We start from the raw sequence: 24,833 nt of genomic DNA, 5'->3' as shown, positions 1-24,833 counted from the left end.
AGCGAGCCTGCTCGCGATGAGGCCAGCACAGGCAACTCAAATCCCACAGAGCCGACGCAACAAATCAGTATCGAGATGCTTCTCCACCAGATCCGCCAAGCGCTCGATATCGCGCTCGCGCAAGCCGTGGTAATCCACCTCCTGCACATCACTCAACCCGGCCCAGCGCAGCAGCGCCGCGCTGGCCGCCGGCGATTCGAACAGGCCGTGCAGATAGGTGCCGAACACTTGCCCGTCAACACTCTGCGCACCGTCGCAACGACCGTCATCCAGATGCACTGCCGCATTCTCGAGCGCCGGCCCGGTGGTCACCCCGGCATGAATTTCATAGCCGCTGACTTCAGCATCTTCCAGCGCCAGACGTCCACGCACGTTGCGTAATTGCTTTTCGGCTTCGAGCTGCGTTGTAAACGCCAGCAACCCCAGCCCGGCGCTGGAACCCGGTGCGCCTTCCAGACCCAGTGGATCGTGCACCTGCTCACCAAGCATTTGCAGACCGCCGCAAATCCCCAGCAACTTTCCGCCGTAACGCAGATGACGACTGATGGCTGTGTCCCAGCCATTGGCGCGCAGATAGGCCAAGTCACTGCGCACGCTCTTCGAGCCGGGCAAAATGATCAGGTCAGCCGCAGGAATCACCTGCCCCGGGCCGACAAATTGCAGATCGACCTGCGGATGCAGACGCAGCGGATCGAAATCGGTGTGGTTGCTGATGCGCGGCAGCACCGGCACCACCACTTTCAGCACTTGCTCGGCCTTGTCGGCCTGACGCTGATCAATGCCGTCCTCAGCCTCTAGGTGCAAATCCATGACGTATGGCAACACGCCGACCACCGGCTTGCCGGTGCGCTGTTCCAGCCAGTCGAGGCCCGGTTGCAGCAAGGCGATGTCGCCGCGAAAACGGTTGATGATGAAGCCTTTGACCCGCGCCTGCTCGCTCGGCGACAGCAACTCCAGCGTGCCGACCAAGTGGGCGAAAACGCCGCCGCGATTGATGTCGGCAATCAACAGCACCGGGCAATCCACCGCTTCGGCGAAGCCCATGTTGGCGATGTCGCCGGCACGCAGATTGATCTCCGCTGGCGAGCCTGCGCCCTCGACCATCACCAGCGGATACGCTGCGCTGAGCCGTTCGTGGGAGGCCAGCACCGCTTTCATCGCGATGGCTTTGTAGTCGTGATAGGCGACGGCGTTCATGCTGGTGACGGCGCGACCATGGATGATCACTTGCGCACCGGTATCGCTATTGGGCTTGAGCAGCACCGGGTTCATGTCGGTGTGCGGTTCAAGAAACGCCGCTTGCGCCTGCACCGCTTGCGCGCGGCCGATCTCGCCGCCGTCAGCCGTCACGGCACTGTTGAGCGCCATGTTCTGCGGTTTGAACGGCACCACGGCAACGCCCTGCCGGGTTGCCCAACGACACAGTGCCGTTACGAGCGTGCTTTTCCCGGCGTCGGACGTGGTGCCTTGCACCATCAGGGTTGTCATTGGGGTTCCTTGGCGAAAGCTTGCAGCGCTTGTTCGAGACGGGACTCTTCAGCGGCATTGGCGGGCAGGCCAAAACGCAGACTGCTGTTGTGGGTGAAAATGCGCAGGAGGATGCCGCGTCGGGCCATGAATTGGTGCAGCGTTTGCGCGTGTTCGGTGATCAGCCACTGAAACAGCGCGCAACCGCCCTGGGGTTTGAAGCCATAGCGCCCAAGCAAAAGCGCCAGCCGCGCGCTCGCTTCATCGCTGCGAATTCGCTGGCGCGCCTGGCCTTCGAAGTCTTGCAGACATGCCTGACCGAGCACCCGCGTCGGCCCGCTCACCACCCAAGGCCCGACCTGTTCAGCGAGCAATCTGAGCAACTTGCGCTCAGCCAGCACAAAGCCCAATCGAACCCCGGCCAGACCGAAGAATTTGCCGAACGAGCGCAACACAATCAGGCCAACCTGATGGGTATGCGCCGCCAGACTCAGTTGCGGCGTGTTGTCCATGAACGCTTCATCAACCACCAGCCAGCCGCCGCGCTGGGCCAGTCGTGCATGCCAGTCGAGCAGGCGCGCCGGGGTCAGGCTCAGGCCGGTCGGGTTGTTCGGATTGACCACCACCAGCACGTCGAGGCTGTCGAGAAAGAACTCGACTTCCTGCTCCAGCACTTCGCGCACGATATAGCCGCTGCGGCGCCAGGCTTCAGCGTGCTCGGCGTAACACGGCGACAGCACGCCAACCTTGCCCGCCCGACGCAAACGCGGCAGCAACTGGATTGCCATTTGCGAACCGGCCACCGGCAGCACTTGCGATGCACCGTAGTAATCACACGCTGCCTGCTCCAGACCGTCATCGGTTTCCGGCAGTCGCGCCCAGGCGCGCAGCGGAATTTCCGGGATCGCAAATGGCCACGGCGCCAGGCCGCTGGAGAGGTCCAGCCAGTCCGCCTCGGCGATGCCGTAATCGAGTGCAGCCTTGCGCAGCCGGCCACCGTGCTCAAGCATAGAATTCAGCCCCCACGCAGAGAATCAGCAGCCATAACCATACGCCGCGCTGAACCAATTGCCAGCCACGGTCAATGGAATCGGCATCGGCCTGAACGCCTTCGCCGAGTTGCGGACGCTCATGCAGTTCGCCGTGGTAAATCGCCGGGCCGCCCAGTTCCACGCCCAGCGCACCGGCACCGGCCGCCATCACCGGGCCGGCGTTGGGGCTGTCCCACTTCGGCGCCTGGGTACGCCAGCACTTCAGGGCCAGCCGGGTTTTTCCCAGCAGCGCGTAGGTCAACGCCACAAGGCGTGCGGGAATGTAGTTGAGGACGTCGTCGATTTTTGCCGCGCACCAGCCGAAACGCTCGAAGCGTTCGTTGCGATAACCCCACATCGCGTCGAGGGTGTTGCTCAAACGGTAGAGAACGACGCCCGGTGCGCCAGCCACGACAAACCAGAACAGCGCGGCGAACACCGCGTCACTGCCGTTTTCCAGCACCGATTCGGTGGCCGCGCGGGCGACGGCGGTGCTGTCGAGTTCGCTGGTCTGGCGGCTGACCAGATAACCGACACGTTTGCGCGCTTCGTCCAGATCATCAGCGCGTAACGCTTTGGCCACCGGCTCGACGTGTTCGCCGAGGCTGCGCATGCCGAGGGCGCAATACAGCGCGACAATCTCGACGATCCAGCCCACGTAGGGCGCCCAGGAAAACGCGGTGGCAAGCAACGTCAGCGGCAGCACCGCGATCACCCACGCGGTGACGCCATGACTGCGCCAGCCGCGCCCGCCAGCGTTGAAACGTTGCTCGATGCGCCCGGCAAAATTGCCGAACGCCACCAGCGGATGCCAGCGTTTCGGTTCACCCAGCAGCGCATCCAGCGCCACTGCGGCGACACTCAACAACGCCACACTCATTGACTCACTCCCCAATAATTTTCATACAGCAACTCATTGAGCGGCCGCGCCTGCGCCCACCCTTCGAGTACCAGCATCGGCGCCGGATAGAATTCCTTGACCGGCCCCAGGCACAAAACCGCCAGCGGCTTGGCCCCGGCCGGCAGTTGCAACAGGTCGGCGAGTGCCTGCGGCTCGAACAGCGAGACCCACCCCATGCCCAGACCTTCAGCACGCGACGCCAGCCACAGGTTCTGGATCGCACAGGACAGCGAAGCCATGTCCATTTCCGGTAGCGTGCGACGCCCGAAGATGTGTTTTTCGCGATCATCCATCAACGCGGCGACCAATACTTCAGCGCAGTCGTTGATGCCTTCGACCTTGAGTTTCATGAACTCATCGCTGCGCTCGCCGAGGGCTTCGGCGGTGCGGATGCGTTCTTCTTCAACGAGGTTCTGAATCTGCCCGCGCAAGGCGCGATCACTGATGCGGATGAAACGCCACGGCTGCATCAGACCGACGCTTGGCGCCTGATGCGCGGCTTCGAGCAGCCGGCGCAGCAGTTCAGGCGCGACGGTGCCGCCGGTGAAGTGGCGCATGTCGCGGCGTTCGGCGATGGCTTTGTAGACCGCTGCGCGCTCGGCTTCGGTAAATGCGTTGTCGGTCATGGCCCTTTCGCGAGCAGGCTCGCTCCCACAAGGGATCGCATTTCTTCAGTCACCACCGTTTCAACTGTGGGAACGAGCCTGCTCGCGAAGGCGGCTTCGGAGTCAGGCGCAAACAGTGCAGCGATAGCCACCGGATTCGACGGAAAATAAAAGTGCACATAAGACGCCGTCATCCGTCCTTCCCGATAAACCGCCTCGGCCCCACGCCCACCATTGGGGCTCAGGCCCCGGGCAATCGGCGTCAATTCAGTGGAGGTCAGGGAGTGGTGATAAGTGTGGCCACGCAGCGAACCTTCCGGCAGATCGACCGCTTGCAGCGCCAGCGCCGCCAGACGTTTTTGCATCACCGCATCACCTGCCAGCAAACCGACCAGCTCAGCGCGCGTGCCTTCAACATCGGTCAACGAATCGAGCAGATAGAGCATGCCGCCGCATTCAGCGAGCAACGGTTTGCCAGCGGCATGATGCGCACGGATGGCGTCGAGCATCGCGGTGTTTTGCGATAACGCCACATGGTGCAATTCCGGGTAACCGCCGGGCAGATACAGGCTGTCCGCCTCAGGAAATTGCGTGTCGCGAATCGGCGAGAAGAAACTCAACTCAGCGCCCATCGCTCGCAGCAAGTCGAGGCTCGCGCCATAGGTGAAGGCAAAGGCTTCATCGCGGGCGACGGCGATGCGCACATCTTTTAATAAGGGCTCTGCGGTGATGACTGCAGGCGCGGCAAACTCCACGGCCGGTGGCAGCGCTACCTCGCAACTGCTGGCAAGCGCTGCGGCAGCCGCGTCGAGGCGCATATCGAGGTCATTCAGTTCACTGGCCTGAACCAGACCAAGATGACGGCTCGGCAGTTCGATGCCGGTCTCACGGGACAACGCGCCGTACCAGCGCAAACCTTCGGTGAGGCTGCCTTCGAGCAATTGTGCGTGACGCAAAGTGCCGACCCGATTGGCCAACACGCCAGCGAACGGCAGATCCGGCTGATACTTCGCCAAGCCCAGCGCCAATGCGCCAAAGGTCTGCGCCATGGCCGTGCCGTCGATCACACCGAGTACCGGCACGCCGAAATGCCGCGCCAGATCGGCGCTCGACGGCGCGCCGTCAAACAGGCCCATCACGCCTTCGATCAGAATCAGATCGGCTTCAGCGGCGGCTTCCCACAGGAGGCGACGGCTTTCCTGTTCGCCGACCATCCACATGTCCAGTTGATAAACCGGCGCACCGCTGGCGCGCTCGAGAATCATCGGATCGAGAAAGTCCGGCCCGCACTTGAACACGCGCACCTTGCGCCCCTGATTGCGATGCAAACGGGCCAGCGCGGCGGTGACGGTGGTCTTGCCCTGACCGGAGGCCGGCGCGGCGATGAGTACCGCCGGGCAGTGACGTGGTTGATTCAAAGTTCGACGCCTTTCTGCGCTTTGATGCCGGCCTGGAAGGCGTGTTTGAGCATGCCCATTTCGGTGACGGTGTCGCCCATCTCGATCATTTCCGGCTTGGCGCCGCGACCGGTGACGATCACATGCTGCATCGGCGGACGCGCCTGCAAGTCGCTGAGCACCTGATCGAGGTCGAGGTAACCGTGCTTGAGGGCGATGTTCAATTCATCCAGCACCACCAGACCGATCGACGGGTCGCGCAGCAGTTCGCGGGACACGGCCCACGCGGCTTCGGCGGCGACGATGTCGCGTTGACGGTCCTGGGTTTCCCACGTGAAGCCTTCGCCCATCACATGGAAGCGCACCTGCTCGGGGAAGCGGCGGAAGAACAGCTCTTCGCCAGTACTGTTGCGGCCCTTGATGAACTGCACCACGCCGCACTGCATGCCGTGGCCCATGGCGCGGGCGAGCATGCCGAACGCCGAGCTGCTTTTGCCTTTGCCGTTACCGGTGAGCACCAGCACCAGCCCGCACTCGTCAGGCGAGTTGGCGATGCGTTCGTCGATTACGGCTTTTTTGCGCTGCATACGCGCCAGATGGCGTTCGTCACGCTCGGGGGAATCAGTCATGGGGGAGCTCTCCGTTGAGGCTGGATAACGGCGGGCAGGCACAAGAATAGACGGCAAAAAGCCTGGCATCGCCCACCGTGATGCCGCTGGATGGATCAGGCCGGTCTCCGGGCTCATGAGCGGCGTTCGCCTGACTGCGCGCCTTCCCGCTTCTTTCGAAGCAGTGGCTCAAGGCGCAGTTTTCACTCATTTACCGTTGCGGGGGCAGCGCCGGGATCGTGGTTGTGCCTGCTCTGCAGACAACCCTCACCGGCTTCCCTGTTTCACTCTGTCGACGCACGTCACAGAGCACCTGAAACAAGCCGCGAAGGTTAGAGGGTTGGGGGTTGAGCGTCAATTAAAGAGGGGTCCATCGGGCGAATAACTGCCGTCGATCAATTATCTGACGCCAATCTTGTGCCACACTCTCAAGAGTGATATCAAAGAGCCACAATCTCACATCACACAAGAACAAGGTGAGCCACATGCAAGGCATGATCATCAGCAACCCGCGCCTGGAATTTCTACGCCCGGTGCTGGAACGCTGGTTTGACTGTATCGACCGTTACAACGCCGTGCGCGGCGACAGCGACACGCCCTACTGGCATGACGAGAAAGCCAACCTCGGCTTGCTTTCAGCGGCGGCCTGGATGGCCGAAATGGTGACACTGGAACAGACCGCTACCCGCAAGCAGAACGAAGAAGGCGAGCGCAATGCCCGCGCCGATCTGTTCCTGGCGGGTACCGAAGACCGCGCTTACATTCAGGCCACGCAACGCTGGCCGCGAGTCAACAACCTCAACCTGACCCAAGCCCTGCTGGAGATCACCAGCGACGCCAAACGCATCAGCTTCGCCAGCGACCTCAAGCTTGGCTGCCTGTTTGTCGCCCCGCAAAAAGCCCAACACAGCGCCAGCCCCGAAGAACTCCAAGACATGGTCGACGACCTGCAAAAGGAACATACCTGCGCCGTCGCCTGGTATTTCCCCTACGCCTACCGCAAGTTGCGCAGCGAAGCCGGCAACTATCATCCGGGCATCGCCGTACTGTTCAAAGAGGCCCGCGGTTGAGCAGTTGAACCATCGGGCTTGCGCGCTCCTCTATGATTAAGAATGCATTCATAGGGAAGATCAGCAATGCGCAAGACCCAGCTCGCTCTCGTTATCGCGCTCGCCGGAGGGCTCGCCGCCTGCGGTGAATCCTCCAGCCTGCAAGTCACCGACGGCACCGGCCCGTCACCGAAACTGCCCGAACCGAACAAAACCCTGATCCCGACGGTGAACATCGCCCCGGCGATCGGCTGGCCCGAGGGCGGCAAACCGACTGCGGCAGCAGGCACCCAAGTGGCAGCGTTTGCCGAAGGCCTCGATCATCCGCGCTGGCTTTACGTGCTGCCCAATGGCGATGTGCTGGTGGCAGAAACCAATGCCCCGCCCAAACCCGACGACAGCAAAGGTATTCGTGGCTGGGTGATGAAGAAAGTCATGGGCAAGGCCGGCGCCGGCGTACCGAGCCCGAATCGCATCACCTTGCTGCGCGACGCCGACCACGATGGCGTGGCGGAGACCCGCACGGTGTTTCTACAAAATCTCAATTCGCCGTTTGGCATGACCCTGGTCGGTAATGATCTGTATGTCGCCGATACCGATCGCTTGCTGCGCTTCAATTACGAGCCCGGCGCAACCGAAATCAAGTCGCAGCCGATCAAGGTCACCGATCTGCCGGGCGGCACACTGAACCATCACTGGACGAAAAACGTGATCGCCAGCAAGGACGGCAGCAAGCTGTACGTCACCGTCGGCTCGAACAGCAACGTCGGCGAAAACGGCATGGACCAGGAACAAGGTCGCGCGGCGATCTGGGAAGTGGACCGGGCCACCGGCAATCATCGGATTTTTGCCTCGGGCATCCGCAACCCTAACGGCCTTGCCTGGGAGCCTACCAGTGGCGCGCTGTGGACAGCGGTGAACGAGCGTGACGAGATCGGCAGCGATCTGGTGCCGGACTACATTACTTCGGTCAAGGATGGCGGCTTCTATGGTTGGCCATTCAGCTATTACGGTCAGCACGTCGATGTGCGGGTCGAGCCGCAGAACCCGGACCTGGTCGCCAAAGCCATCGCGCCGGACTACGCCGTCGGCCCGCACACCGCCTCATTGGGCCTGACCTTCGCCGAGGGCAACAGTTTGCCGGCGCAATTCAAGGAAGGCGCATTCATTGGCCAGCATGGCTCGTGGAACCGCAAGCCGCACAGTGGCTACAAAGTAATTTTCGTACCGTTCGCGGCTGGTAAGCCGACGGGCCAACCGGTGGACGTGCTGACCGGTTTCCTAGACAAGGACGAGAACGCACTGGGTCGCCCGGTCGGTGTGGTGATCGACCAGCAAGGTGGCTTGCTGGTGGCGGATGATGTCGGCAATAAGGTGTGGCGAGTCTCGGCCACGAAGTGATGTTGAATGTGACCTGAAACAACTGTGGGAGCGAGCCTGCTCGCGAATGCGCAGTGTCAGCCTCCATTGAGTTGACTGATACACCGCTTTCGCGAGCAGGCTCGCTCCCACATTAGGATTGCTGCGATTTTTACTATGGGTTATGCGCCAGATGCTCAGGCTGCAACACCCGCTTCGCACTCAGATACGCCTTCTGCCAATACGCCTTCGACAGACTGTCCAGCTTCACCGTGCCGCCCGTTGCCGGCGCATGCACGAAGCGCCCCTCCCCGACGTAAATCCCCGCATGACTGACCTGCGAACCACCATTGGTGGCGAAGAAGATCAGGTCACCGGTCTGCAAGCCTTCCTTACCGACATTCGGCGCCTGCATGACGATCAGCTCGCGCGTGGAGCGCGGCAGAGAAATACCCGCCGCATCACGGTAAACAAAGCCGATCAGCCCACTGCAATCAAATCCCGAATCCGGCGTATTGCCGCCCCAGCGATAAGGCGTGCCGACCAGACCGAGCGCACGAAACAGCACGTCTTCAGCAGCAGGAGAAAAGGCTTGGGATGGACCGAACACCACCGGCGCGCGAACCACTGGCGCAGGCGGCGGAGTACGACTGGCACAGGCGCTGAGCAGCGCTGCGAAGAAGATCAATGCGAGGCGGGCCGACATGGTCATAAGCAGAACTTCCTGATCTGGCTGCGGCTTCTGCCGGATGGACAGAAAACAAAACCGCCTGCGTTAGCACGCAGGCGGTTTGCCATCAATATAGATTCAGGATTCTAGCGGCTACGCGGCAAACTTCAAGTAAGACTTTAACTTCACCTTGTAAAGTCTACGTCTACTCCGTTACCGAGAACCGTTGTGTCGCTACGAACGCAGTGACAACGGGGAATTACTTGCGAGCGGTGACCACGGTCGGCGCCATGGCGAGTGCACGCTTGGCTTCGATGAAGGTCTTGCTCCAGTAGCTGTCACCCAGGCTGTCGATGCGAACACCGCCGCTGCGACGACTGCTGGAGTGGATGAACTGGTTGTCGCCCAGGTAGATCCCGGCGTGACTGACACGACCGCGACGACCATTGGTGGCGAAGAACAGCAGATCGCCAGGCTCGAGGTTGCTGCGTGCAACCAGTGGCGCATCCACGTTGATCATTTCGCGGGTGGAGCGAGGCAGATTCATGCCGGCTTCTTCGCGGAACAGATAGCCGATGAAACCGCTGCAATCGAAACCGGCTTCAGAGGTACCGCCGAAACGGTAACGGGTACCGATCAGGGACATGCCGCGTTCGAGGATGCTGTCGGCCAGCACCGGAAGCTCGTACGGCTTCTTGTTGAAGTCCGACAGTTCTTTTTCGGTGTCCAGCTCTTCCTGGTAAATAACGGAAGACTGGGCAGTGGCAGAATTTTTGACCTGTTGAGGCTGCTCTTGGACTGGAGAATGAGCAGCACAACCGTACAACAGGGTGACGAGTGCGAGAGGCACGAGGGGTGCGAAGCGCTTTAGCATGGGCACGACCGTGGCTGATAGTTGTAAAGAAGCCGAGACTATGCCCGCTATCGACCTCATTTGCAAATTCAATCGATCTTTTTGTGACTTCCCGGTTTCTCGTTTACATCTAAGCGCTTAAGCCCATTTGGATCGAAACGCGGCCTGCAACCAGTGCAGGAAAGCGGATTTTCTGGCGCCTGAAATATGCCGAGACCCGCTGAAAGCCCCGGACTTACCAGCCCAGCGTTTCTTTGAGGAAGGGAATTGTCAGCTTGCGTTGAGCCTGCAGAGAAGCCTGATCGAGCTGTTCCAGCAGATCAAACAGGGCACTCATGCTGCGGGTCCCGCGGGTCAAAATGAAATGCCCGACCTCATCAGTCAGATGCAGGCCACGACGCGATGCGCGCAATTGCAGGGCGCGTAGTTTGTCTTCGTCGGAGAGTGGGCGCATCTGGAAGATCAGCGCCAGCGTCAGGCGCGATTTCAAGTCCGCCAGTTTGACCGGCAGTTCACGCGGTGAAGTAGAAGCAGCAATCAGCAGGCGCCGACCGCTGTCACGCAGACGGTTGAACAGATGAAACATCGCCTCTTCCCAGTCAGCCTTGCCGGCAATCACCTGCAAGTCATCCAGGCAAACCAGTTCGTACTGTTCAAGGTTATCGAGAATTTCAATACCGCGATCCATCAACTCGGCCAGTGGCAGGTACACCGCCGGTTCGCCCATCTGCTCGAATCGCAGGCAAGCTGCCTGCAACAGATGCGTACGCCCTACACCGTGTTTGCCCCACAGGTAGATCAGGCTTTCTGTCCAGCCGGCGTCGGCTTCGCATAGGCGCTCGACATAGCCGAGTGCAGCGGCATTGGCGCCTGGGTAGTAGTTGATGAAGGTGGCGTCGTCACGCAGACGCACACCTAGGGGCAGCTGAATCGGTTTCATGCTGACTGAACAGTTCTCAAGGAACCGTTAGTGGCCTCTGTGTAAAGTTTGCGAAGTTTATACCCGTGAAGCTGAGCGCACAATGCGACAGAGTCCAAGCAAAATCAAAGGTTTGCGTTAACACACTGGTTTTATGACAGTTTCTCTGACGCGGCCCTGCCAGCATCGCCCGCAAAACACGGGCCAACCCGGCTATCCGCCGGGCTGACCGCCGCCATCACAACTCGGGCTCATCGACCCCACTATAAATGTCGGAGTCCTTGTACAAATCATGTACGTGGCGCACCAGCACCATGATCACCGCCGCCACAGGCAGCGCCAGCAGCACGCCGGTGAAACCAAACAGCTCGCCGCCGGCCAGAATGGCAAAGATCACAGCCACCGGGTGCAGACCAATTCGGTCACCCACCAACAGCGGCGTCAGCACCATGCCTTCCAAAGCCTGACCGACCATGAACACTGCAACGATCCCGACCATCGGATACAGATCGCCACCGAACTGGAACAAGCCTGCGATCAGCGCCGCGCCAATGCCGATCACAAAGCCCATGTACGGCACGATCGCCGCCAGCCCCGCGATCAGACCAATCAACAGCCCCAGCTCCAGCCCGACGATCATCAGCCCCGCCGCGTAAATCACGCCCAGCGCCAGCATCACCAACAACTGGCCGCGAACGAACGCCCCCAACACTTCGTGGCACTCACCGGCCAGCGCCACCACACGTTCCTCGCGATCACGCGGCAACAGGCTGCGGATCTTGGCCATCATTAAGTCCCAATCGCGCAGCAAGTAGAAACTCACCACCGGGATCAGCACCAGATTGGCCAGCCAGCCGATCAGCGCCAGACTCGACGCCGTCGCCTGACTCAGTACCACGCCGACGATGTCGGTGGTCTGGCCCATGTGCTCGCTAATCGCCGCCTTGACCTTGTCGAACTTCCAGAAACCGTCAGACAAGCCCAGCTTCGACTGCGCCCACGGCACCGCCGTGTGCTGCAACCAGTCGAGCATCTGCGGTGCCAGCTCGTACAAACGCAGCAACTGCTTGGCGAGCATCGGCACCAGCACCAGCATCAGCGCCGTGACGATCAGGGTGAACAAGGCAAACACCGCGATCACGCCCCAGGTGCGCGACAAACCGAGCTTCTCCAACCGATCCACCAGCGGATCAAACAGATACGCCAACAGCAGCGCCACCAGAAACGGCGTGAGGATCGGATGCAGCAACCACACAAACGCGCAAAGCAGGACAATCCCACCGAGCCAGAACCAACGCCGCGTATCGGCCATGTACCACTCCTACTGCTTCTATATAAGGAAAGACTTACCAGCGAAACCGCAACGACGGTGCAGCAGGTGTCGGGACCGGAGGCGCAACGGGCGCCGTTCCCGCCACCGCAGGCTGAGGCGTAGCCACCGGGGCCGGCGCTTCTGCCGGCAACTCCTGCAATTTCGCCAGCGACAACTGCGCGCGCATCTGATCGGCACTACCATTGACCCGATAAACGATGCGATCGCCATCAACACTTTGCAGACGCACACCAAACGGTTCGAGCAACCGCAACAACGCCGCGTAGTGCTCCAGATTCATGCCCTGTACTTCCAGGGTCTGCTGCCCCGAAGCGCCAGGCTTGGCGACGAATCGCGGCGCGAGACGCTCGGCAACCGCGAGCATCACTGCGTCAGCCACGGCGGCCTGATCGGCGCCCTGCACACTGCCCGCCTCTTTTTGGTCACCCAGCCACAAGTGCCATTTGGCCTGCCATTGCCCGCCTTCTTCGCGCGCATGCACCGCCAGCAAGGCGTCAGCGTTATAGCGTTCCGAAGCGCCGCGCAGTGGCGCCGGATCGGAGCCTTCCAGCGCAGGCGCCGTGGCCACCAGTTGTTCACTCAGATCTGCCAGTGGCAAACGCAGGGGCAAGCCACGGTGCTGAGCGGCTGCACGCAGCGGAGCGGCGGCGGACTGGCCATCCCCGACCAGGCTAGAACCCTCTGTAGAGTCGTTCAGCCACCAGCTCAGAATCGACGGCCGACTGGCGCCCCACAGTGACAAACCGGCGCGGCGCAATGCCTGTTCGGTGCTGCTCGGATCAAAGTCGACTTTCAGCACTTCCGGCGGCCCGGCGTCAAAACCGAACTGACTGATGATTTGCTGCGGATCCTTGCGAATCGCCGCCAAACCCGGATTTTGCGGGGCCTTGGGATCACCGGTCAGGCGCAACACCAGCGTGTCCAGCGCAGCCTGGGTCGCGCGATCACGCTCTTGCGGCGCCTGACTGCTGACCGGCTGACGCACTTGATAAAGGCCTTTGAGGTTTTCGGCATGACTCGCCAGGCTGACCACAGACAAACAACCCACAACCAACAATTTACAAAAACGCATGGAAAATTCCCGTCGACAGGAGCGGCTGGAACAGGCCGCGTGAACCGATTTAGCCAGACTGTGACAATCTGCCAGCACTAAACATTCACACGACAGCGGTAAGTTTTTGCACAGTGATAACGATAGACGGTTAATGAGCAGACCTTATACAGACACCCACGCGCCTCAATTGCAAAAAATTTCCGCTGATATGCCCCTGCCCGTCGGCGTGAGGATGGCCGCTGCCCCTCAAGCCTGATAAAATCGCGCGCCTTCGCAGACCGGCAACAGCCGGGCACCTCGAAACTCGCGTGAGGCATTCGCCCCCTCGATTTCGATGTTCCCGCTGAACTCGGTCGTTACCCCTGAATCCCCTCCCCTAAAGGCCTGGATCATGAGCAAGCAACCCTCCCTGAGCTACAAGGACGCCGGTGTAGACATCGACGCCGGTGAAGCATTGGTCGAACGCATCAAGAGCGTCGCCAAGCGCACTGCGCGCCCGGAAGTCATGGGCGGCCTGGGCGGTTTCGGCGCCCTCTGCGAAATCCCGGCCGGTTACAAACAGCCAGTGCTGGTTTCCGGCACTGACGGCGTCGGCACCAAACTGCGTCTGGCGCTGAACCTGAACAAGCACGACAGCATCGGCATCGACCTGGTCGCCATGTGCGTCAACGATCTGGTGGTGTGCGGCGCCGAGCCACTGTTCTTCCTTGACTACTACGCCACCGGCAAACTCAACGTTGAAACCGCGACTCAGGTCGTAACCGGCATCGGCGCTGGCTGCGAACTGTCCGGCTGCTCGCTGGTCGGCGGCGAAACCGCTGAAATGCCTGGCATGTACGAAGGCGAAGACTACGACCTGGCAGGCTTCTGCGTCGGCGTCGTGGAAAAATCGGAAATCATCGACGGCTCGAAAGTCGCCACCGGTGACGCCCTGATCGCCCTGCCATCGTCCGGCCCGCACTCCAACGGCTACTCGCTGATCCGCAAGATCATCGAAGTCTCCGGCGCCGACATCGAAAACACCCAGCTCGACGGCAAACCGCTGACCGACCTGCTGATGGCCCCGACCCGCATCTATGTGAAGCCACTGCTCAAGCTGATCAAAGACACCGGCGCCGTCAAAGCCATGGCCCACATCACCGGTGGCGGCCTGCTCGACAACATCCCGCGCGTTCTGCCAAAAGGCGCTCAGGCCGTGGTTGACGTGGCCAGCTGGACTCGCCCTGCTGTCTTCGACTGGCTGCAAGAGAAAGGCAACGTTGACGAGACCGAGATGCACCGCGTGCTGAACTGCGGCGTCGGCATGGTCATCTGCGTGGCTCAGGAGCACGTTGATATCACTCTGAACACCCTGCGTGAAGCCGGCGAACAGCCTTGGGTCATCGGTCAGATCGCTGTAGCTGCCGAAGGCGCTGCTCAGGTTGAACTGAAGAACCTTAAGGCTCATTAATGTCCGCAACCTGTGATGTCGTGGTGCTGTTGTCCGGCACCGGCAGTAACTTGCAGGCCCTGATCGACAGCACGCGGACCGGCGACAGCCCGGTCCGCATCGCTGCGGTGATTTCCAACCGCGCCGACGCCTACGGCCTGCAACGCGCCAGTGACGCGGGTATCGCCACCCGCTCGCTGGATCATAAGGCCTTCGAAGGTCGCGAGGCCTTCGATGCCGCCCTGATCGAACTGATCGACGAATTCAATCCAAAACTCGTGGTACTGGCCGGTTTCATGCGCATTCTCAGCGCTGACTTCGTTCGCCACTATCAAGGGCGCCTGCTCAACATCCACCCGTCGCTGCTACCCAAATACAAAGGGTTACACACTCATCAGCGCGCGCTGGAGGCCGGCGACACGGAACACGGCTGCTCCGTGCACTTCGTCACGGAGGAACTCGATGGCGGACCACTGGTCGTACAGGCAGTATTACCGGTAGAGTTGCACGACACGCCGCAGACTCTCGCGCAGCGAGTGCATGTTCAGGAACACCTGATCTACCCGATGGCTGTACGCTGGTTTGCCGAAGGCAGACTGGCACTCGGGGAGCAAGGTGCTTTACTGGACGGCCAGTTACTCGCGGCCAGCGGCCACTTGATTCGACACTAGGAGATATTATGCGTCGCGCCCTGCTCTTTGCTTGCGCACTGCTCACCCTGCCATTCGCGCAGGCGGCAGACCTTCAACCGTTCTCCGCCAGCTACACCGCCGACTGGAAGCAGTTGCCCATGAGCGGCACCGCCGAACGCAGCCTGACAAAAGGTGCCAACGGCGTCTGGACGCTCAGCTTCAAGGCCTCGATGATGATCGCCAGCCTGAGCGAACAAAGCACCCTGACCCTGGACAAGGACACCTTGCTGCCGCAGTCCTACCACTTTGAACGTGGCGGTCTGGGCAAGGCCAAGAAGGCTGATCTGGATTTCGACTGGAACAGCAAAATGGTCACCGGCACTGACCGTGGCGACGCGGTGAAAATCCCGCTGAACCGTGGCATGGTCGACAAGTCGACTTATCAGTTGGCGCTGCAGCATGACGTCGCCGCTGGCAAGAAGACCATGAGCTACCAAGTGGTCGATGACGGCGAAGTCGATACCTATGACTTCCGCGTACTGGGTTCGGAGAAAGTCGAAACCAAAGCCGGCAAGATCGATGCGATCAAGGTCGAGCGCGTGCGCGACCCGACACAAAGCAAGCGCATCACCGTCCTTTGGTTCGCCAAGGACTGGGATTACCTGCTGGTTCGCCTGCAACAGGTTGAAACCGACGGCAAGGAGTACAACATCATGCTCCAGGACGGCACGGTCAACGGCAAGACTGTCAAAGGCAGCTGATCCGATAGATGTGAAAAGCCCCGCAGATGCGTAATGCTGCTCACTTAAGCATTTGAATCCTCGCCGGGCTTCTTCGAAAATCCGATGTCAGATCTCTGGCATCGGATTTTTTATGTCTGTTCAACAGGACTTGCTCGACCTCGGCGATCTTTTCAACTTCTGTGACTTGAGCACATTCACTCAAAATATTCCCATCGAGTGGGTCGCGTCTGCGCTGGATCTGTCCAGCCAGGCCACCATTCGCCGACGGCGATTGCCCGCCGACCAAGTGCTCTGGCTGGTGCTCGGCATGGCATTGTTTCGCGACGAGCCCGTTCATGAGGTCGCCCGACGTTTGAACATCTGCGCCCAAGGTCTGGCTTCTGACCATCTGTTGGCCCGTAGCGGTGTGACCGAGGCCCGCAAGCGGCTGGGGGCCGACCCGGTTGAGTGGTTGTTTCGCAAAACGGGTACTCAATGGGGCGCGCAGCGCTATCCCGATGATGCCTGGCAGGATCTGCAAGTATTTGCAGTCGATGGTGCGCTTCTGCGCACGCCGGATACACCGGAGTTGCGAGACCATTTCGGTTCTGGAAACACCTCGACCGACCGCCAGACTCCCTTTCCCATGCTGCGCCTGGTGGCGCTGATGAATGTGCGTTCACACCTGATCCTGGATGCACAGCTTAGCCCTTACCGACGCAGCGAAATGCGTCTGGCCGATGAGTTTTTGCAGCAGATCCCCGACCACTCCGTGACGTTGTTCGATAAAGGGTTCTGGAGCGCCGATCTCATGCTCAGCCTGAGCGGCGACGGCAGTCACCGTCATTGGCTGATTCCGGCAAAAAAGGGATTGGTTTGCGAGGAGGTAGCCCGTTACAACCAGCATGATCGTTTGGTGCGTATGAAAGTGTCGCCGCAAGCCAGAAAGCGAAATCCGACTCTTCCTACACACTGGGAGGCGCGTGAAGTCAGTTATGAAATTCAAGGCAAAGTAAAAACAGTCATGACGTCGTTGCCGGCCAAGATCTACAGCACCAAGTCTGTTGCCAAGCTTTATCAGGAGCGCTGGGAAATCGAATTGGGCTTCAGGGATATCAAAAGCTCAATGCAGCAAAACGCAATGACCTTGCGCAGCAAAAAGGTCGATCTGATCTACCAGGAAGTGTGGGGGTTGCTGCTGGCTTACAACGTGATTCGTCGGGAGGCAAGTCAGGCAGCAGTCGCGTTTGGTCGAGCGCCGTCGGACATCCGTTTCAAGCCGGCTTGCCAGTACATCGCCGTGCAATTGATCGTAATGGCAGCGGCCAATCCTGTTTCAGCGACGGGTAGACGGTTGGCGGAACTTAGAAAAGGCGTTGGCGGGCTGTTTCTGGATCACCGCCCAAGGCCTTCGAGGCCAAGGACGGTGAAGATTTCAAAAACCCGGTTTCCGGTGGATCGCAAGGCTGCTCCGCTTAAGTGAACAGCATTACCGCAGATGCGGGGCTTTTTATTGCCTGCGATTTCTGCAACGACACCAATCCCCTGTGGGAGCGAGCCTGCTCGCGAAAGCGGCGTGCCAGCCACTGAAAAATTTAACCGAACGGACGCCTTCGCGAGCAGGCTCGCTCCCACAAAGAGCAATTACAGCTCGGAAAGCGAACTCAGACCGAGAACCTGGCCACCATGCTGTTCAAATCCACCGCCAACCGCGACAACTCCTGGCTCGCCGCACTGGTCTGATTGGCCCCCGCCGACGTCTGCATCGCCAGATCGCGAATGTTCATCAAATTTCGATCCACCTCACGCGCCACCGCCGCCTGCTCTTCCGAAGCGCTGGCGATCACCAGATTGCGCTCGTTGATCAAGGTGAACGCCGAGGCGATTTCCTCCAGCGCCGTCCCCGCCGCCTTGGCCAACTCCAGTGTCGAGCGCGCCCGGACATTGCTCTGCTGCATCGAACTGACCGCCGAATCCGTGCCCTGCTGAATGCCGCCGATCATTTGCTCGATTTCCTGAGTCGACTGTTGAGTACGATGCGCCAGTGCCCGCACCTCATCAGCCACGACGGCAAACCCGCGCCCGGCATCACCGGCCCGCGCGGCCTCAATGGCAGCGTTCAACGCAAGAAGATTGGTTTGCTCGGCAATCGAGCGAATCACGTCCAACACTTTGCTGATGCCGTGAACCTTCTGCGCCAGGTCTTCGACTTGCACTGCATTGGCCGTAACGTCCTCGGCCAGAGACTCGATTGACGTCACGGTCTGCTGCACCTGCTGACGACCATGCTGGGCGATGCGATCGGATTCGCGCGAGGCTTCGGAGGTCGCCACCGCATTGCTGGCCACCTCCTCCACTGCAGCGGTCATCTGATTCACCGCCGTCGCCGCCTGCTCGATCTCCAGGCTCTGCTGATGCAGCCCGCGAGTGGCGTCTTCCGTGACGCAGCTCAGCTCTTCCGAAGCTGAAGCCAATTGGCTGGAAGACTCGGAGATCTGTCGAATCGTGTCGCGCAGATTGTGCTGCATGCTTTTCAGCGCCTGCAGCAGCCGCGCCGGTTCGTCCTTGCCGGAAATGTTTATATCGCCAGTCAGATCGCCACCGGCCACCACTTGCGCCACGCCAAGCGACTGCGCCAGCGGCAGCACGATGCTGCGGGTCAGCAGCAGCGCCAGGCCAATGGTGATCAGTGCAGTGACACCGATCATGATCCCCACCCACACTCGCGAATTGATGAACACCAGCCGCGCCGCCTCGGTGGAAAGGTTGGCGTTGTGTTTATTCAACTCGACCAGATCACGCAGAATCACCGCAATTTCATCGGCCAGCGGACTCATCTGACCATTGAGAATCGTCGCCGCCTCCTCTACCCGATCCTGAGCAGACAATTGCATGACTTGCGCCTGGTACTCCAGATATTGATGCTCGATGACTTTGAAGCGATCAAATAACTTGCGCTCCTCAGGCAGGACGATCAGCACGTCATAGCGCTGCTGCGCTTCGCTCAACACCCCGCGCAGCTCGTCGAGCTTGGCCACGTTCTGTTGCAGCGCCTGCGGATCGCGATTGAGCAACAGGCGCATGGTCAACGCCCGCAGGCGCAGCATGTCCTGACTCATCTCACCGACCGCCATCACGCTCGGCAGCCAATTATTGTCGACCTCGTCGGACTGGGCACGCATGTTCAACATTTGCAGCAGGGCGAACGCCCCAAGTGCAAACACCATCAGGGCCAACAGGCCAAAACCGAGGCCCGCGCGCGGGGCAATATTGAGACTACGGATACTCATTGCTCTGGTTCCTTCCAAAAGCGCTGCATCAACCTTGCAGCTGGTTGCTTTAGAAGGTATCGGCCCGTTGAAAATTTGCGTAAGACCAAAAGGTGATATCAAAAGGCCTTAATACTCCGAACACGCGGAATTAACGATTCAGCGTGGTTTTGCCGGACTTGAGCGTAGTTCGCGGCAAGATCGCCAGAAAGTTGTCTTTCGCTACTTTCCGCGCGACGTCTTCCGGCAAAGCGTCCAAAAACGGTTTGAAGCTGTGCATTTCCTGACCGAGCTTGTTGAATCGCCCGACGACGTCCGAGCCAATCATGAAGCGCTCCGGGTATTTCTCTACCAGCGCCAGCCATTGCGGGCGCGGCTGGCCCTGCTCGTCCAGCAGATAAGGCGTGAGCATGCTCCACGACAAGTCGATAAACAGATTCGGATACGCCTCGAGCATCCGCGTGAGGGTCGGCAGGAGGAAGTCCAGCTGCGTCTGATGCCGATGGATTTCCGCACTGGTACCCGCGTGAGCCCAGATGAACCGTGTGTGCGGGTGATTACGCAGCGGTTCTTCGATTTCCTTCAGGTACAGCGGATTTTTCTCACGCTTTGAGGTGATGTTGGAATGCAGCATCACCGGCAGATCATTTTCCGCAGCCAAGTGATAGATCTTGGTCATCGCCTCGTTATTGGCGCGCGGCGTGTCACCGGAAGTCAGTGCGGTCAAGTCATCATGTCGGGTAAACACTTCGCCAATGCCCTGCCACAGCCCCGGATACAGATCGAGCATGCGTTGAATGTGTGCGGCAGAGTTTTTGTCGTTGGGATTGAAACCCGACAGAAACGGATGAAAGTACGGCCGCTGCTCGGGTGCCAGTTTTTGCACCGCATCGGCAACGATCACATCGGTGGCGCTGTACCAATAGGCGTCGGCGTCATCGCCGGCGTAATAACGCGGGCGCTTGGGCTCGTCTTCGTGCCACTTCTTTGCCACGGGAATGCCGGAAATCATCACGTGCTCGATGGCATTGTCTTTCATGGCCGTCAGCAGTTTCGCCATGCCAGCGGTTTCCTGGAAAAAATCCACGTAGTGCAGGTGCGCGTCGCTGTAGGTGTATTCGCGGGCACTGGCGGTGCCGGCACACAGCAGAAGGCAGGCGAGACTTAAACGATACAGGGACACAAGTAATCTCCGACAAGTAGGCATAGCCTAGACCCCGCCCTGACAACAAGGGTTCATCCCGCAGGAAAGTGGAACGCGTGCCGGTGGGAATGCTCTATAACTGCAAGGTCTTTTTTGATCGAACGACTTTTCCTACTGCCAGTGAGGTTCCCATGACCGTTACCGTCAATACCGTCTCCGCTGAAGGTTTTCGTCACACCGTACAAATCGATGACCACGAATTGTTTGCCGACGTGCCGACTTCTGCCGGCGGCGAAGGCACCGCGCCAGAGCCGCACGATTACTTCGACGCGGCGCTCGGTGCGTGCAAGGCCCTGACCCTGAAGATGTACGCGAAGAAAAAAGACATCCCGCTGACCGGCGTGGGTGTCGAAGTCAAGCGCGACAACAGCCAGGAGCAAAAAGGCAAATACGCTCTGCACGTCACCCTGACCCTCAAAGGCGTGCTCACCGACGCCCAGCGCGAAGAACTGCTGCGAGTGGCCGACCGCTGCCCGATCCACAAGCTGATGACCACCAGCGAAGTGAGCATCGAAACCCACGCCCCACAAGGCTTCGACAGCCAATAACCATCCTGATGCCAGCGGCGGGTTATGCTTCTGGCATCACCCGCTCAGCCTGGAATGCACCATGGATACGCAACCACTGATCATCCGCCCGCGCGCCGAAGACGTCGAAGGCCAGCCGATCCTGCGCCCACTGCCATCAGCCAAATGCCGCAGTGTCGGGCCTTTCGTGTTTTTTGATCACATGCTCGAGACGGTTTATCCGACGGGCAAAGGCATGAACATCCGACAGCATCCGCACATTGGCCTGTCGACCCTCACCTATTTGTTTGAAGGCCAGATTCAGCACAAGGACAGCCTCGGCTCTGATCAGGTGGTCAGCGCCGGCGATGTCAGCTGGATGACCGCCGGCAGCGCGATTGCTCACGTTGAACGCACGCCGGCGCCGCTGTGGGATCAGAGTTTCACGATGCACGGTTTGCAGATCTGGCTGGCATCTCCCAAGGATCATGAACAAGGCCCGGGGCATTACAGCCATCACCCGGCAGCAACCTTGCCGGTCAGCGATAACCTTGGTGTGCAGATTAGGATGATTGCCGGGTCAGGCTTTTGCCTGGAATCGCCGGTGCCAGTGCTTTCTCCTACGCTGTACGCCGAAGTGAAGATGCAAACGGCGACCACCCTGCTAATTCCGACCGAACATGAAGAGCGGGCGGTTTATGTGTTGAGTGGGGATGCGCAGTTGAATGGCGAGGCGATTGAGCCGCATGCGTTGGTGGTATTGCCTGCCGGGGAAGAGATGAGTCTGTTTGCCGAAAGCGATGTGCACGCCGTGGTATTTGGCGGCGCGCCATTGGATGGGCCACGGCGGATCAACTGGAATTTTGTTGCGAGCGATCCGGCGGCGATTGATGAGGCACGGCGTAAATGGGCGGCCGGGGATTGGCCGACGGTGCCGGGGGAAGTTGAGCGGATTGAATTACCCTGAGATTTGTATCGCCTGATGGGCCGCCTTCGCGAGCAAGCCCGCTCCCACATTGGATCGGTGGTGTTTGTCAGTTTTTAAATCCACCACAAATTTCATGTGGGAGCGGGCTTGCTCGCGAAGAGGCCAGTGCAGACGCCCAATAATCAGGCTTTGAACACTTCATCCAGCAAGTCATGCATCGACTTGAACGCCCGCGCAGCAGTCTTCGCGTCGTACATCATCTTGCCCGGCACATTGGCGTGCGGATCGGTAAACGAGTGCACCGCACCGCCATAGCTGAGCAATTGCCAATCCACGTTCGCCGCGTTCATCTCAGCTTCGAAGGCCGGCAGTTGCTCCTTCGGCACCAACGGGTCGGACGCGCCGTGCAGCATCAGCACCGAGCCTTTGATGTTGTTGGCATCCGCCGGGTTCGGCGAATCCAGCGTGCCGTGGAACGACACCGCCGCCTTCACCGGCGCACCGGTACGCGCCAGGTCCAGGGCACAGCAACCGCCGAAGCAGAAACCGAACACTGCCAGCTTCGAGAGATCGACCGCCGCTTCGCCCTGCTTCTGCAGCTGCTCGAACGCTGCCTGCATACGCTTGCGCAATAGTGCGCGGTCATCCTTGAGCGGCATCATCGCCGCACCGGCCTGATCAGCGTTTTGCGGACGCACCGCCTGACCGTAGACATCCGCAATCAACACCACGTAGCCCTTGGCCGCGACCGACTTGGCGATCTCTTCGGCACCGGCGCTGACACCCATCCAGTTCGGCGCCATCAACAAACCCGGACGCGCGCCCTTATGCTCTGCATCGAACGCCAGACGACCTTCATAAGGCTGGCCGTCAATCTGATAGACCACGGAACGTACAGTGACTTGGCTCATTTCTGACTCCAGATTGGTTAAACACCAGAATGAAAAAACCCGCCGAAGCGGGTTTTTATACGACTTGGTTAAACCGACAGTTCAACCAGCAGCTTGTTCAGTCGACGCACGTACGCGGCCGGATCCTTCAAGCTGTCGCCAGCCGCCAGCGCTGCCTGATCGAAGAGGATGTGCGACAGGTCGCCAAAACGCTCTTCGCTCTGCTCGCCGTCGAGCTTCTCGATCAGCGGGTGGCTTGGGTTGAACTCGAAGATAGGCTTCGAATCCGGCACCTTCTGCCCGCTGGCTTCGAGGATCTGACGCATTTGCAGACCCAGATCCTGCTCGCCGATGGCCAGAATGGCCGGCGAATCGGTCAGACGATGAGAGACGCGGACTTCAGCCACGGAATCACCCAGCGCGGTTTTCAGACGCTCGACCAGACCTTCTTTGGACTTGGCGACTTCTTCTGCGGCTTTCTTGTCCTCTTCCGAGTCCAGGTTGCCCAGATCGAGGTCACCGCGTGCCACGTCAACGAAGGACTTACCGTCGAAGTCGCTGAGGTAGCTCATCAGCCACTCGTCGATGCGGTCGGTCAGCAGCAGCACCTCGATGCCTTTCTTGCGGAAGACTTCCAGGTGCGGGCTGTTCTTGACCTGCGCGTAGGTTTCGCCGGTGAGGTAGTAGATCTTGTCCTGACCTTCCTTGGCACGCGCCAGGTAGTCAGCCAGACCGACGATCTGCTCGCCGTCGTCGCCATTGGTCGATGCGAAACGCAGCAGACCGGCAATTTTCTCTTTGTTGGCGAAGTCTTCAGCCGGGCCTTCTTTCATGACCTGACCGAAGTTCTTCCAGAAGCCTTTGTATTGCTCAGGCTCGTTCTTCGCCAGTTTTTCCAGCATATCGAGTACGCGCTTGGTCAGCGCCGACTTCATCGAGTCGATGATCGGGTCTTTCTGCAGGATTTCCCGCGACACGTTCAGCGACAGGTCATTGGAGTCGACCACGCCTTTGATGAAGCGCAGGTACAGCGGCAGGAACGACTCGGCCTGATCCATCACGAACACGCGCTGCACGTACAGCTTCAGGCCCTTCGGCGCTTCACGCTGGTACAGGTCGAACGGTGCGCGGGCCGGCACGTACAGCAGCGAGCTGTATTCAAGCTTGCCTTCGACTTTGTTGTGACTCCAGGCCAGCGGATTTTCAAAGTCGTGAGCGATGTGCTTGTAGAACTCCTGGTATTCCTCGTCCTTCACTTCAGTGCGCGGACGGGTCCACAGAGCGCTGGCGCGGTTGACGGTTTCCCATTCCTGCGCAGGCTGCTCTTCACCTTCAGCTGCGGTGACTTCTTTCGGCAGCTCGATCGGCAGCGCGATATGGTCGGAATACTTTTTGATGATGTTGCGCAGACGCCAGCCATCAGCAAACTCGTCTTCCGCCGCTTTCAGGTGCAGGACGATGCGAGTGCCGCGCTCAGGTTTTTCGATGGTAGCGACTTCGAATTCGCCCTCGCCTTTCGATGACCAGTGCACGCCTTCGCTGGCCGGGGTACCGGCACGACGGCTGTACACGTCAACCTGGTCAGCGACGATAAAGGCGGAGTAGAAGCCCACACCGAACTGGCCGATCAGGTGCGAATCTTTCTTCTGATCGCCCGAGAGGTTTTTCATGAAATCGGCGGTGCCCGATTTGGCGATGGTACCCAGATGGGTGATCACATCGTCACGGTTCATGCCGATACCGTTGTCTTCGAGGGTGACGGTCTTGGCGTCCTTGTCGAAGCTCACGCGGATTTTCAGGTCGGCGCCACCTTCGAGCAACTCAGGCTTGGCCAGGGCTTCGAAGCGCAGCTTGTCGACAGCGTCAGAGGCGTTCGAGATCAATTCGCGAAGGAAGATTTCCTTGTTGGAATACAGCGAATGGATCATGAGGTGCAGCAGCTGCTTTACCTCGGTCTGGAAGCCCAGGGTTTCCTTTTGAGTTTCCACACTCATGGTCATCAAACTC

The 24,833-nt window shown here is 59.8% G+C and carries 23 protein-coding genes and 1 riboswitch; of the genes, 8 read left to right on the top strand and 15 right to left on the bottom strand.

Features of this window, described 5'->3' with window-relative positions; genetic code table 11:
* Positions 1–36: 36 nt before the first annotated feature.
* Genes ATI02_RS03045 through cobO form a run of 6 tightly spaced genes read right to left on the bottom strand, consistent with a single transcriptional unit; the run spans position 37 to position 6,030 of the window.
* Positions 37–1,488 (bottom strand): cobyric acid synthase, encoded by a 1,452-nt coding sequence (locus tag ATI02_RS03045; RefSeq protein ID WP_100845389.1) that lies wholly within the window; start codon positions 1,486–1,488, stop codon positions 37–39.
* Positions 1,485–2,477 (bottom strand): threonine-phosphate decarboxylase CobD, encoded by a 993-nt coding sequence (cobD, locus tag ATI02_RS03040; protein WP_100845388.1) that lies wholly within the window; start codon positions 2,475–2,477, stop codon positions 1,485–1,487. Before cobD ends, ATI02_RS03045 begins: the two co-directional genes overlap by 4 nt.
* Positions 2,470–3,378, bottom strand: a complete 909-nt coding sequence (gene cbiB, locus ATI02_RS03035; RefSeq protein ID WP_100845387.1) for an adenosylcobinamide-phosphate synthase CbiB — start codon at positions 3,376–3,378, stop codon at positions 2,470–2,472. Before cbiB ends, cobD begins: the two co-directional genes overlap by 8 nt.
* Positions 3,375–4,025: a 5,6-dimethylbenzimidazole synthase gene (bluB, locus tag ATI02_RS03030; protein ID WP_100845386.1), complete on the bottom strand. Its 651-nt coding sequence runs from the start codon at positions 4,023–4,025 to the stop codon at positions 3,375–3,377. Before bluB ends, cbiB begins: the two co-directional genes overlap by 4 nt.
* Positions 4,022–5,422, bottom strand: a complete 1,401-nt coding sequence (locus tag ATI02_RS03025) for a cobyrinic acid a,c-diamide synthase CobB (RefSeq protein WP_100845385.1) — start codon at positions 5,420–5,422, stop codon at positions 4,022–4,024. The genes bluB and ATI02_RS03025 overlap by 4 nt, the downstream gene beginning before the upstream one ends.
* Positions 5,419–6,030: a cob(I)yrinic acid a,c-diamide adenosyltransferase gene (gene cobO, locus ATI02_RS03020; RefSeq protein WP_095191703.1), complete on the bottom strand. Its 612-nt coding sequence runs from the start codon at positions 6,028–6,030 to the stop codon at positions 5,419–5,421. The genes ATI02_RS03025 and cobO overlap by 4 nt, the downstream gene beginning before the upstream one ends.
* Before the next feature lie 81 nt (positions 6,031–6,111).
* Positions 6,112–6,341, bottom strand: a riboswitch (cobalamin riboswitch).
* Positions 6,342–6,494: 153 nt separating this feature from the next.
* Between cobO and ATI02_RS03015 the strand changes: the two genes are divergently transcribed.
* Positions 6,495–7,079, top strand: coding sequence for a hypothetical protein (locus ATI02_RS03015; protein ID WP_095191704.1), 585 nt, complete (start codon positions 6,495–6,497; stop codon positions 7,077–7,079).
* Positions 7,080–7,145: 66 nt separating this feature from the next.
* Positions 7,146–8,459, top strand: coding sequence for a PQQ-dependent sugar dehydrogenase (locus tag ATI02_RS03010; RefSeq protein ID WP_100845384.1), 1,314 nt, complete (start codon positions 7,146–7,148; stop codon positions 8,457–8,459).
* Positions 8,460–8,592: 133 nt separating this feature from the next.
* Here the strand turns inward: ATI02_RS03010 and ATI02_RS03005 are convergent, their stop codons facing one another.
* The 5 genes from ATI02_RS03005 to ATI02_RS02985 all read right to left on the bottom strand — a co-directional run bounded on the left by ATI02_RS03005 (position 8,593) and on the right by ATI02_RS02985 (position 13,264).
* Positions 8,593–9,129: a C40 family peptidase gene (locus tag ATI02_RS03005; protein WP_095191706.1), complete on the bottom strand. Its 537-nt coding sequence runs from the start codon at positions 9,127–9,129 to the stop codon at positions 8,593–8,595.
* Positions 9,130–9,346: 217 nt separating this feature from the next.
* The gene (locus ATI02_RS03000; RefSeq protein WP_095191707.1) at positions 9,347–9,961 is read right to left on the bottom strand and encodes a C40 family peptidase; all 615 of its coding nucleotides are present in this window, start codon (positions 9,959–9,961) and stop codon (positions 9,347–9,349) included.
* A gap of 214 nt (positions 9,962–10,175) precedes the next feature.
* Positions 10,176–10,880 carry a DnaA regulatory inactivator Hda gene (hda, locus tag ATI02_RS02995; protein ID WP_003223042.1) on the bottom strand — a complete coding sequence of 235 codons (705 nt, stop codon included), beginning with the start codon at positions 10,878–10,880 and terminating at the stop codon, positions 10,176–10,178.
* Positions 10,881–11,097: 217 nt separating this feature from the next.
* Complete coding sequence (locus ATI02_RS02990) at positions 11,098–12,171, bottom strand: AI-2E family transporter (protein WP_095191708.1); 1,074 nt, start codon at positions 12,169–12,171, stop codon at positions 11,098–11,100.
* A gap of 34 nt (positions 12,172–12,205) precedes the next feature.
* Positions 12,206–13,264, bottom strand: coding sequence for a DUF2066 domain-containing protein (locus tag ATI02_RS02985; RefSeq protein WP_100845383.1), 1,059 nt, complete (start codon positions 13,262–13,264; stop codon positions 12,206–12,208).
* A 373-nt stretch (positions 13,265–13,637) separates the two neighbouring features.
* Between ATI02_RS02985 and purM the strand changes: the two genes are divergently transcribed.
* The 4 genes from purM (at position 13,638) to ATI02_RS02965 (ending at position 17,512) form a co-directional block, all read left to right on the top strand.
* A complete protein-coding gene (purM, locus tag ATI02_RS02980; RefSeq protein ID WP_095191710.1) occupies positions 13,638–14,696 on the top strand; it encodes a phosphoribosylformylglycinamidine cyclo-ligase in 1,059 nt (352 codons plus the stop codon).
* Complete coding sequence (purN, locus tag ATI02_RS02975; protein ID WP_100845382.1) at positions 14,696–15,346, top strand: phosphoribosylglycinamide formyltransferase; 651 nt, start codon at positions 14,696–14,698, stop codon at positions 15,344–15,346. Before purM ends, purN begins: the two co-directional genes overlap by 1 nt.
* Before the next feature lie 8 nt (positions 15,347–15,354).
* Entirely contained in the window at positions 15,355–16,068 is a 714-nt protein-coding gene (locus tag ATI02_RS02970; protein ID WP_095191712.1) for a DUF3108 domain-containing protein, read from the top strand.
* 112 nt (positions 16,069–16,180) lie between these two features.
* Entirely contained in the window at positions 16,181–17,512 is a 1,332-nt protein-coding gene (locus ATI02_RS02965; RefSeq protein WP_100845381.1) for an IS4 family transposase, read from the top strand.
* A gap of 181 nt (positions 17,513–17,693) precedes the next feature.
* Here ATI02_RS02965 and ATI02_RS02955 read toward each other — a convergent pair whose 3' ends face one another.
* Positions 17,694–19,319 (bottom strand): methyl-accepting chemotaxis protein, encoded by a 1,626-nt coding sequence (locus ATI02_RS02955; RefSeq protein WP_100845379.1) that lies wholly within the window; start codon positions 19,317–19,319, stop codon positions 17,694–17,696.
* Positions 19,320–19,449: 130 nt separating this feature from the next.
* Positions 19,450–20,505 (bottom strand): amidohydrolase family protein, encoded by a 1,056-nt coding sequence (locus ATI02_RS02950; RefSeq protein WP_100845378.1) that lies wholly within the window; start codon positions 20,503–20,505, stop codon positions 19,450–19,452.
* Between the two features lie 128 nt (positions 20,506–20,633).
* Here ATI02_RS02950 and ATI02_RS02945 point away from each other — a divergent pair, with 128 nt between their 5' ends.
* A complete protein-coding gene (locus tag ATI02_RS02945; protein ID WP_095191624.1) occupies positions 20,634–21,050 on the top strand; it encodes an OsmC family protein in 417 nt (138 codons plus the stop codon).
* 61 nt (positions 21,051–21,111) lie between these two features.
* Entirely contained in the window at positions 21,112–21,975 is an 864-nt protein-coding gene (locus ATI02_RS02940; RefSeq protein ID WP_095191623.1) for a pirin family protein, read from the top strand.
* A gap of 143 nt (positions 21,976–22,118) precedes the next feature.
* On the opposite strand, the gene ATI02_RS02935 is transcribed toward ATI02_RS02940, so the two are convergent.
* Positions 22,119–22,847 (bottom strand): dienelactone hydrolase family protein, encoded by a 729-nt coding sequence (locus ATI02_RS02935; protein ID WP_100845377.1) that lies wholly within the window; start codon positions 22,845–22,847, stop codon positions 22,119–22,121.
* Between the two features lie 68 nt (positions 22,848–22,915).
* On the bottom strand, positions 22,916–24,820 hold the full coding sequence (htpG, locus tag ATI02_RS02930) for a molecular chaperone HtpG (protein WP_095191627.1): 1,905 nt from the start codon (positions 24,818–24,820) through the stop codon (positions 22,916–22,918).
* Between the last annotated feature and the right edge of the window lie 13 nt (positions 24,821–24,833).

It is taken from the genome of Pseudomonas baetica (assembly GCF_002813455.1).
In the GTDB taxonomy this organism is placed as follows: Bacteria; Pseudomonadota; Gammaproteobacteria; order Pseudomonadales; family Pseudomonadaceae; genus Aquipseudomonas; species Aquipseudomonas baetica.
The sequence above is the reverse complement of the archived record's forward strand: the minus strand, read 5'-3'. Positions and strand labels throughout refer to the sequence as shown.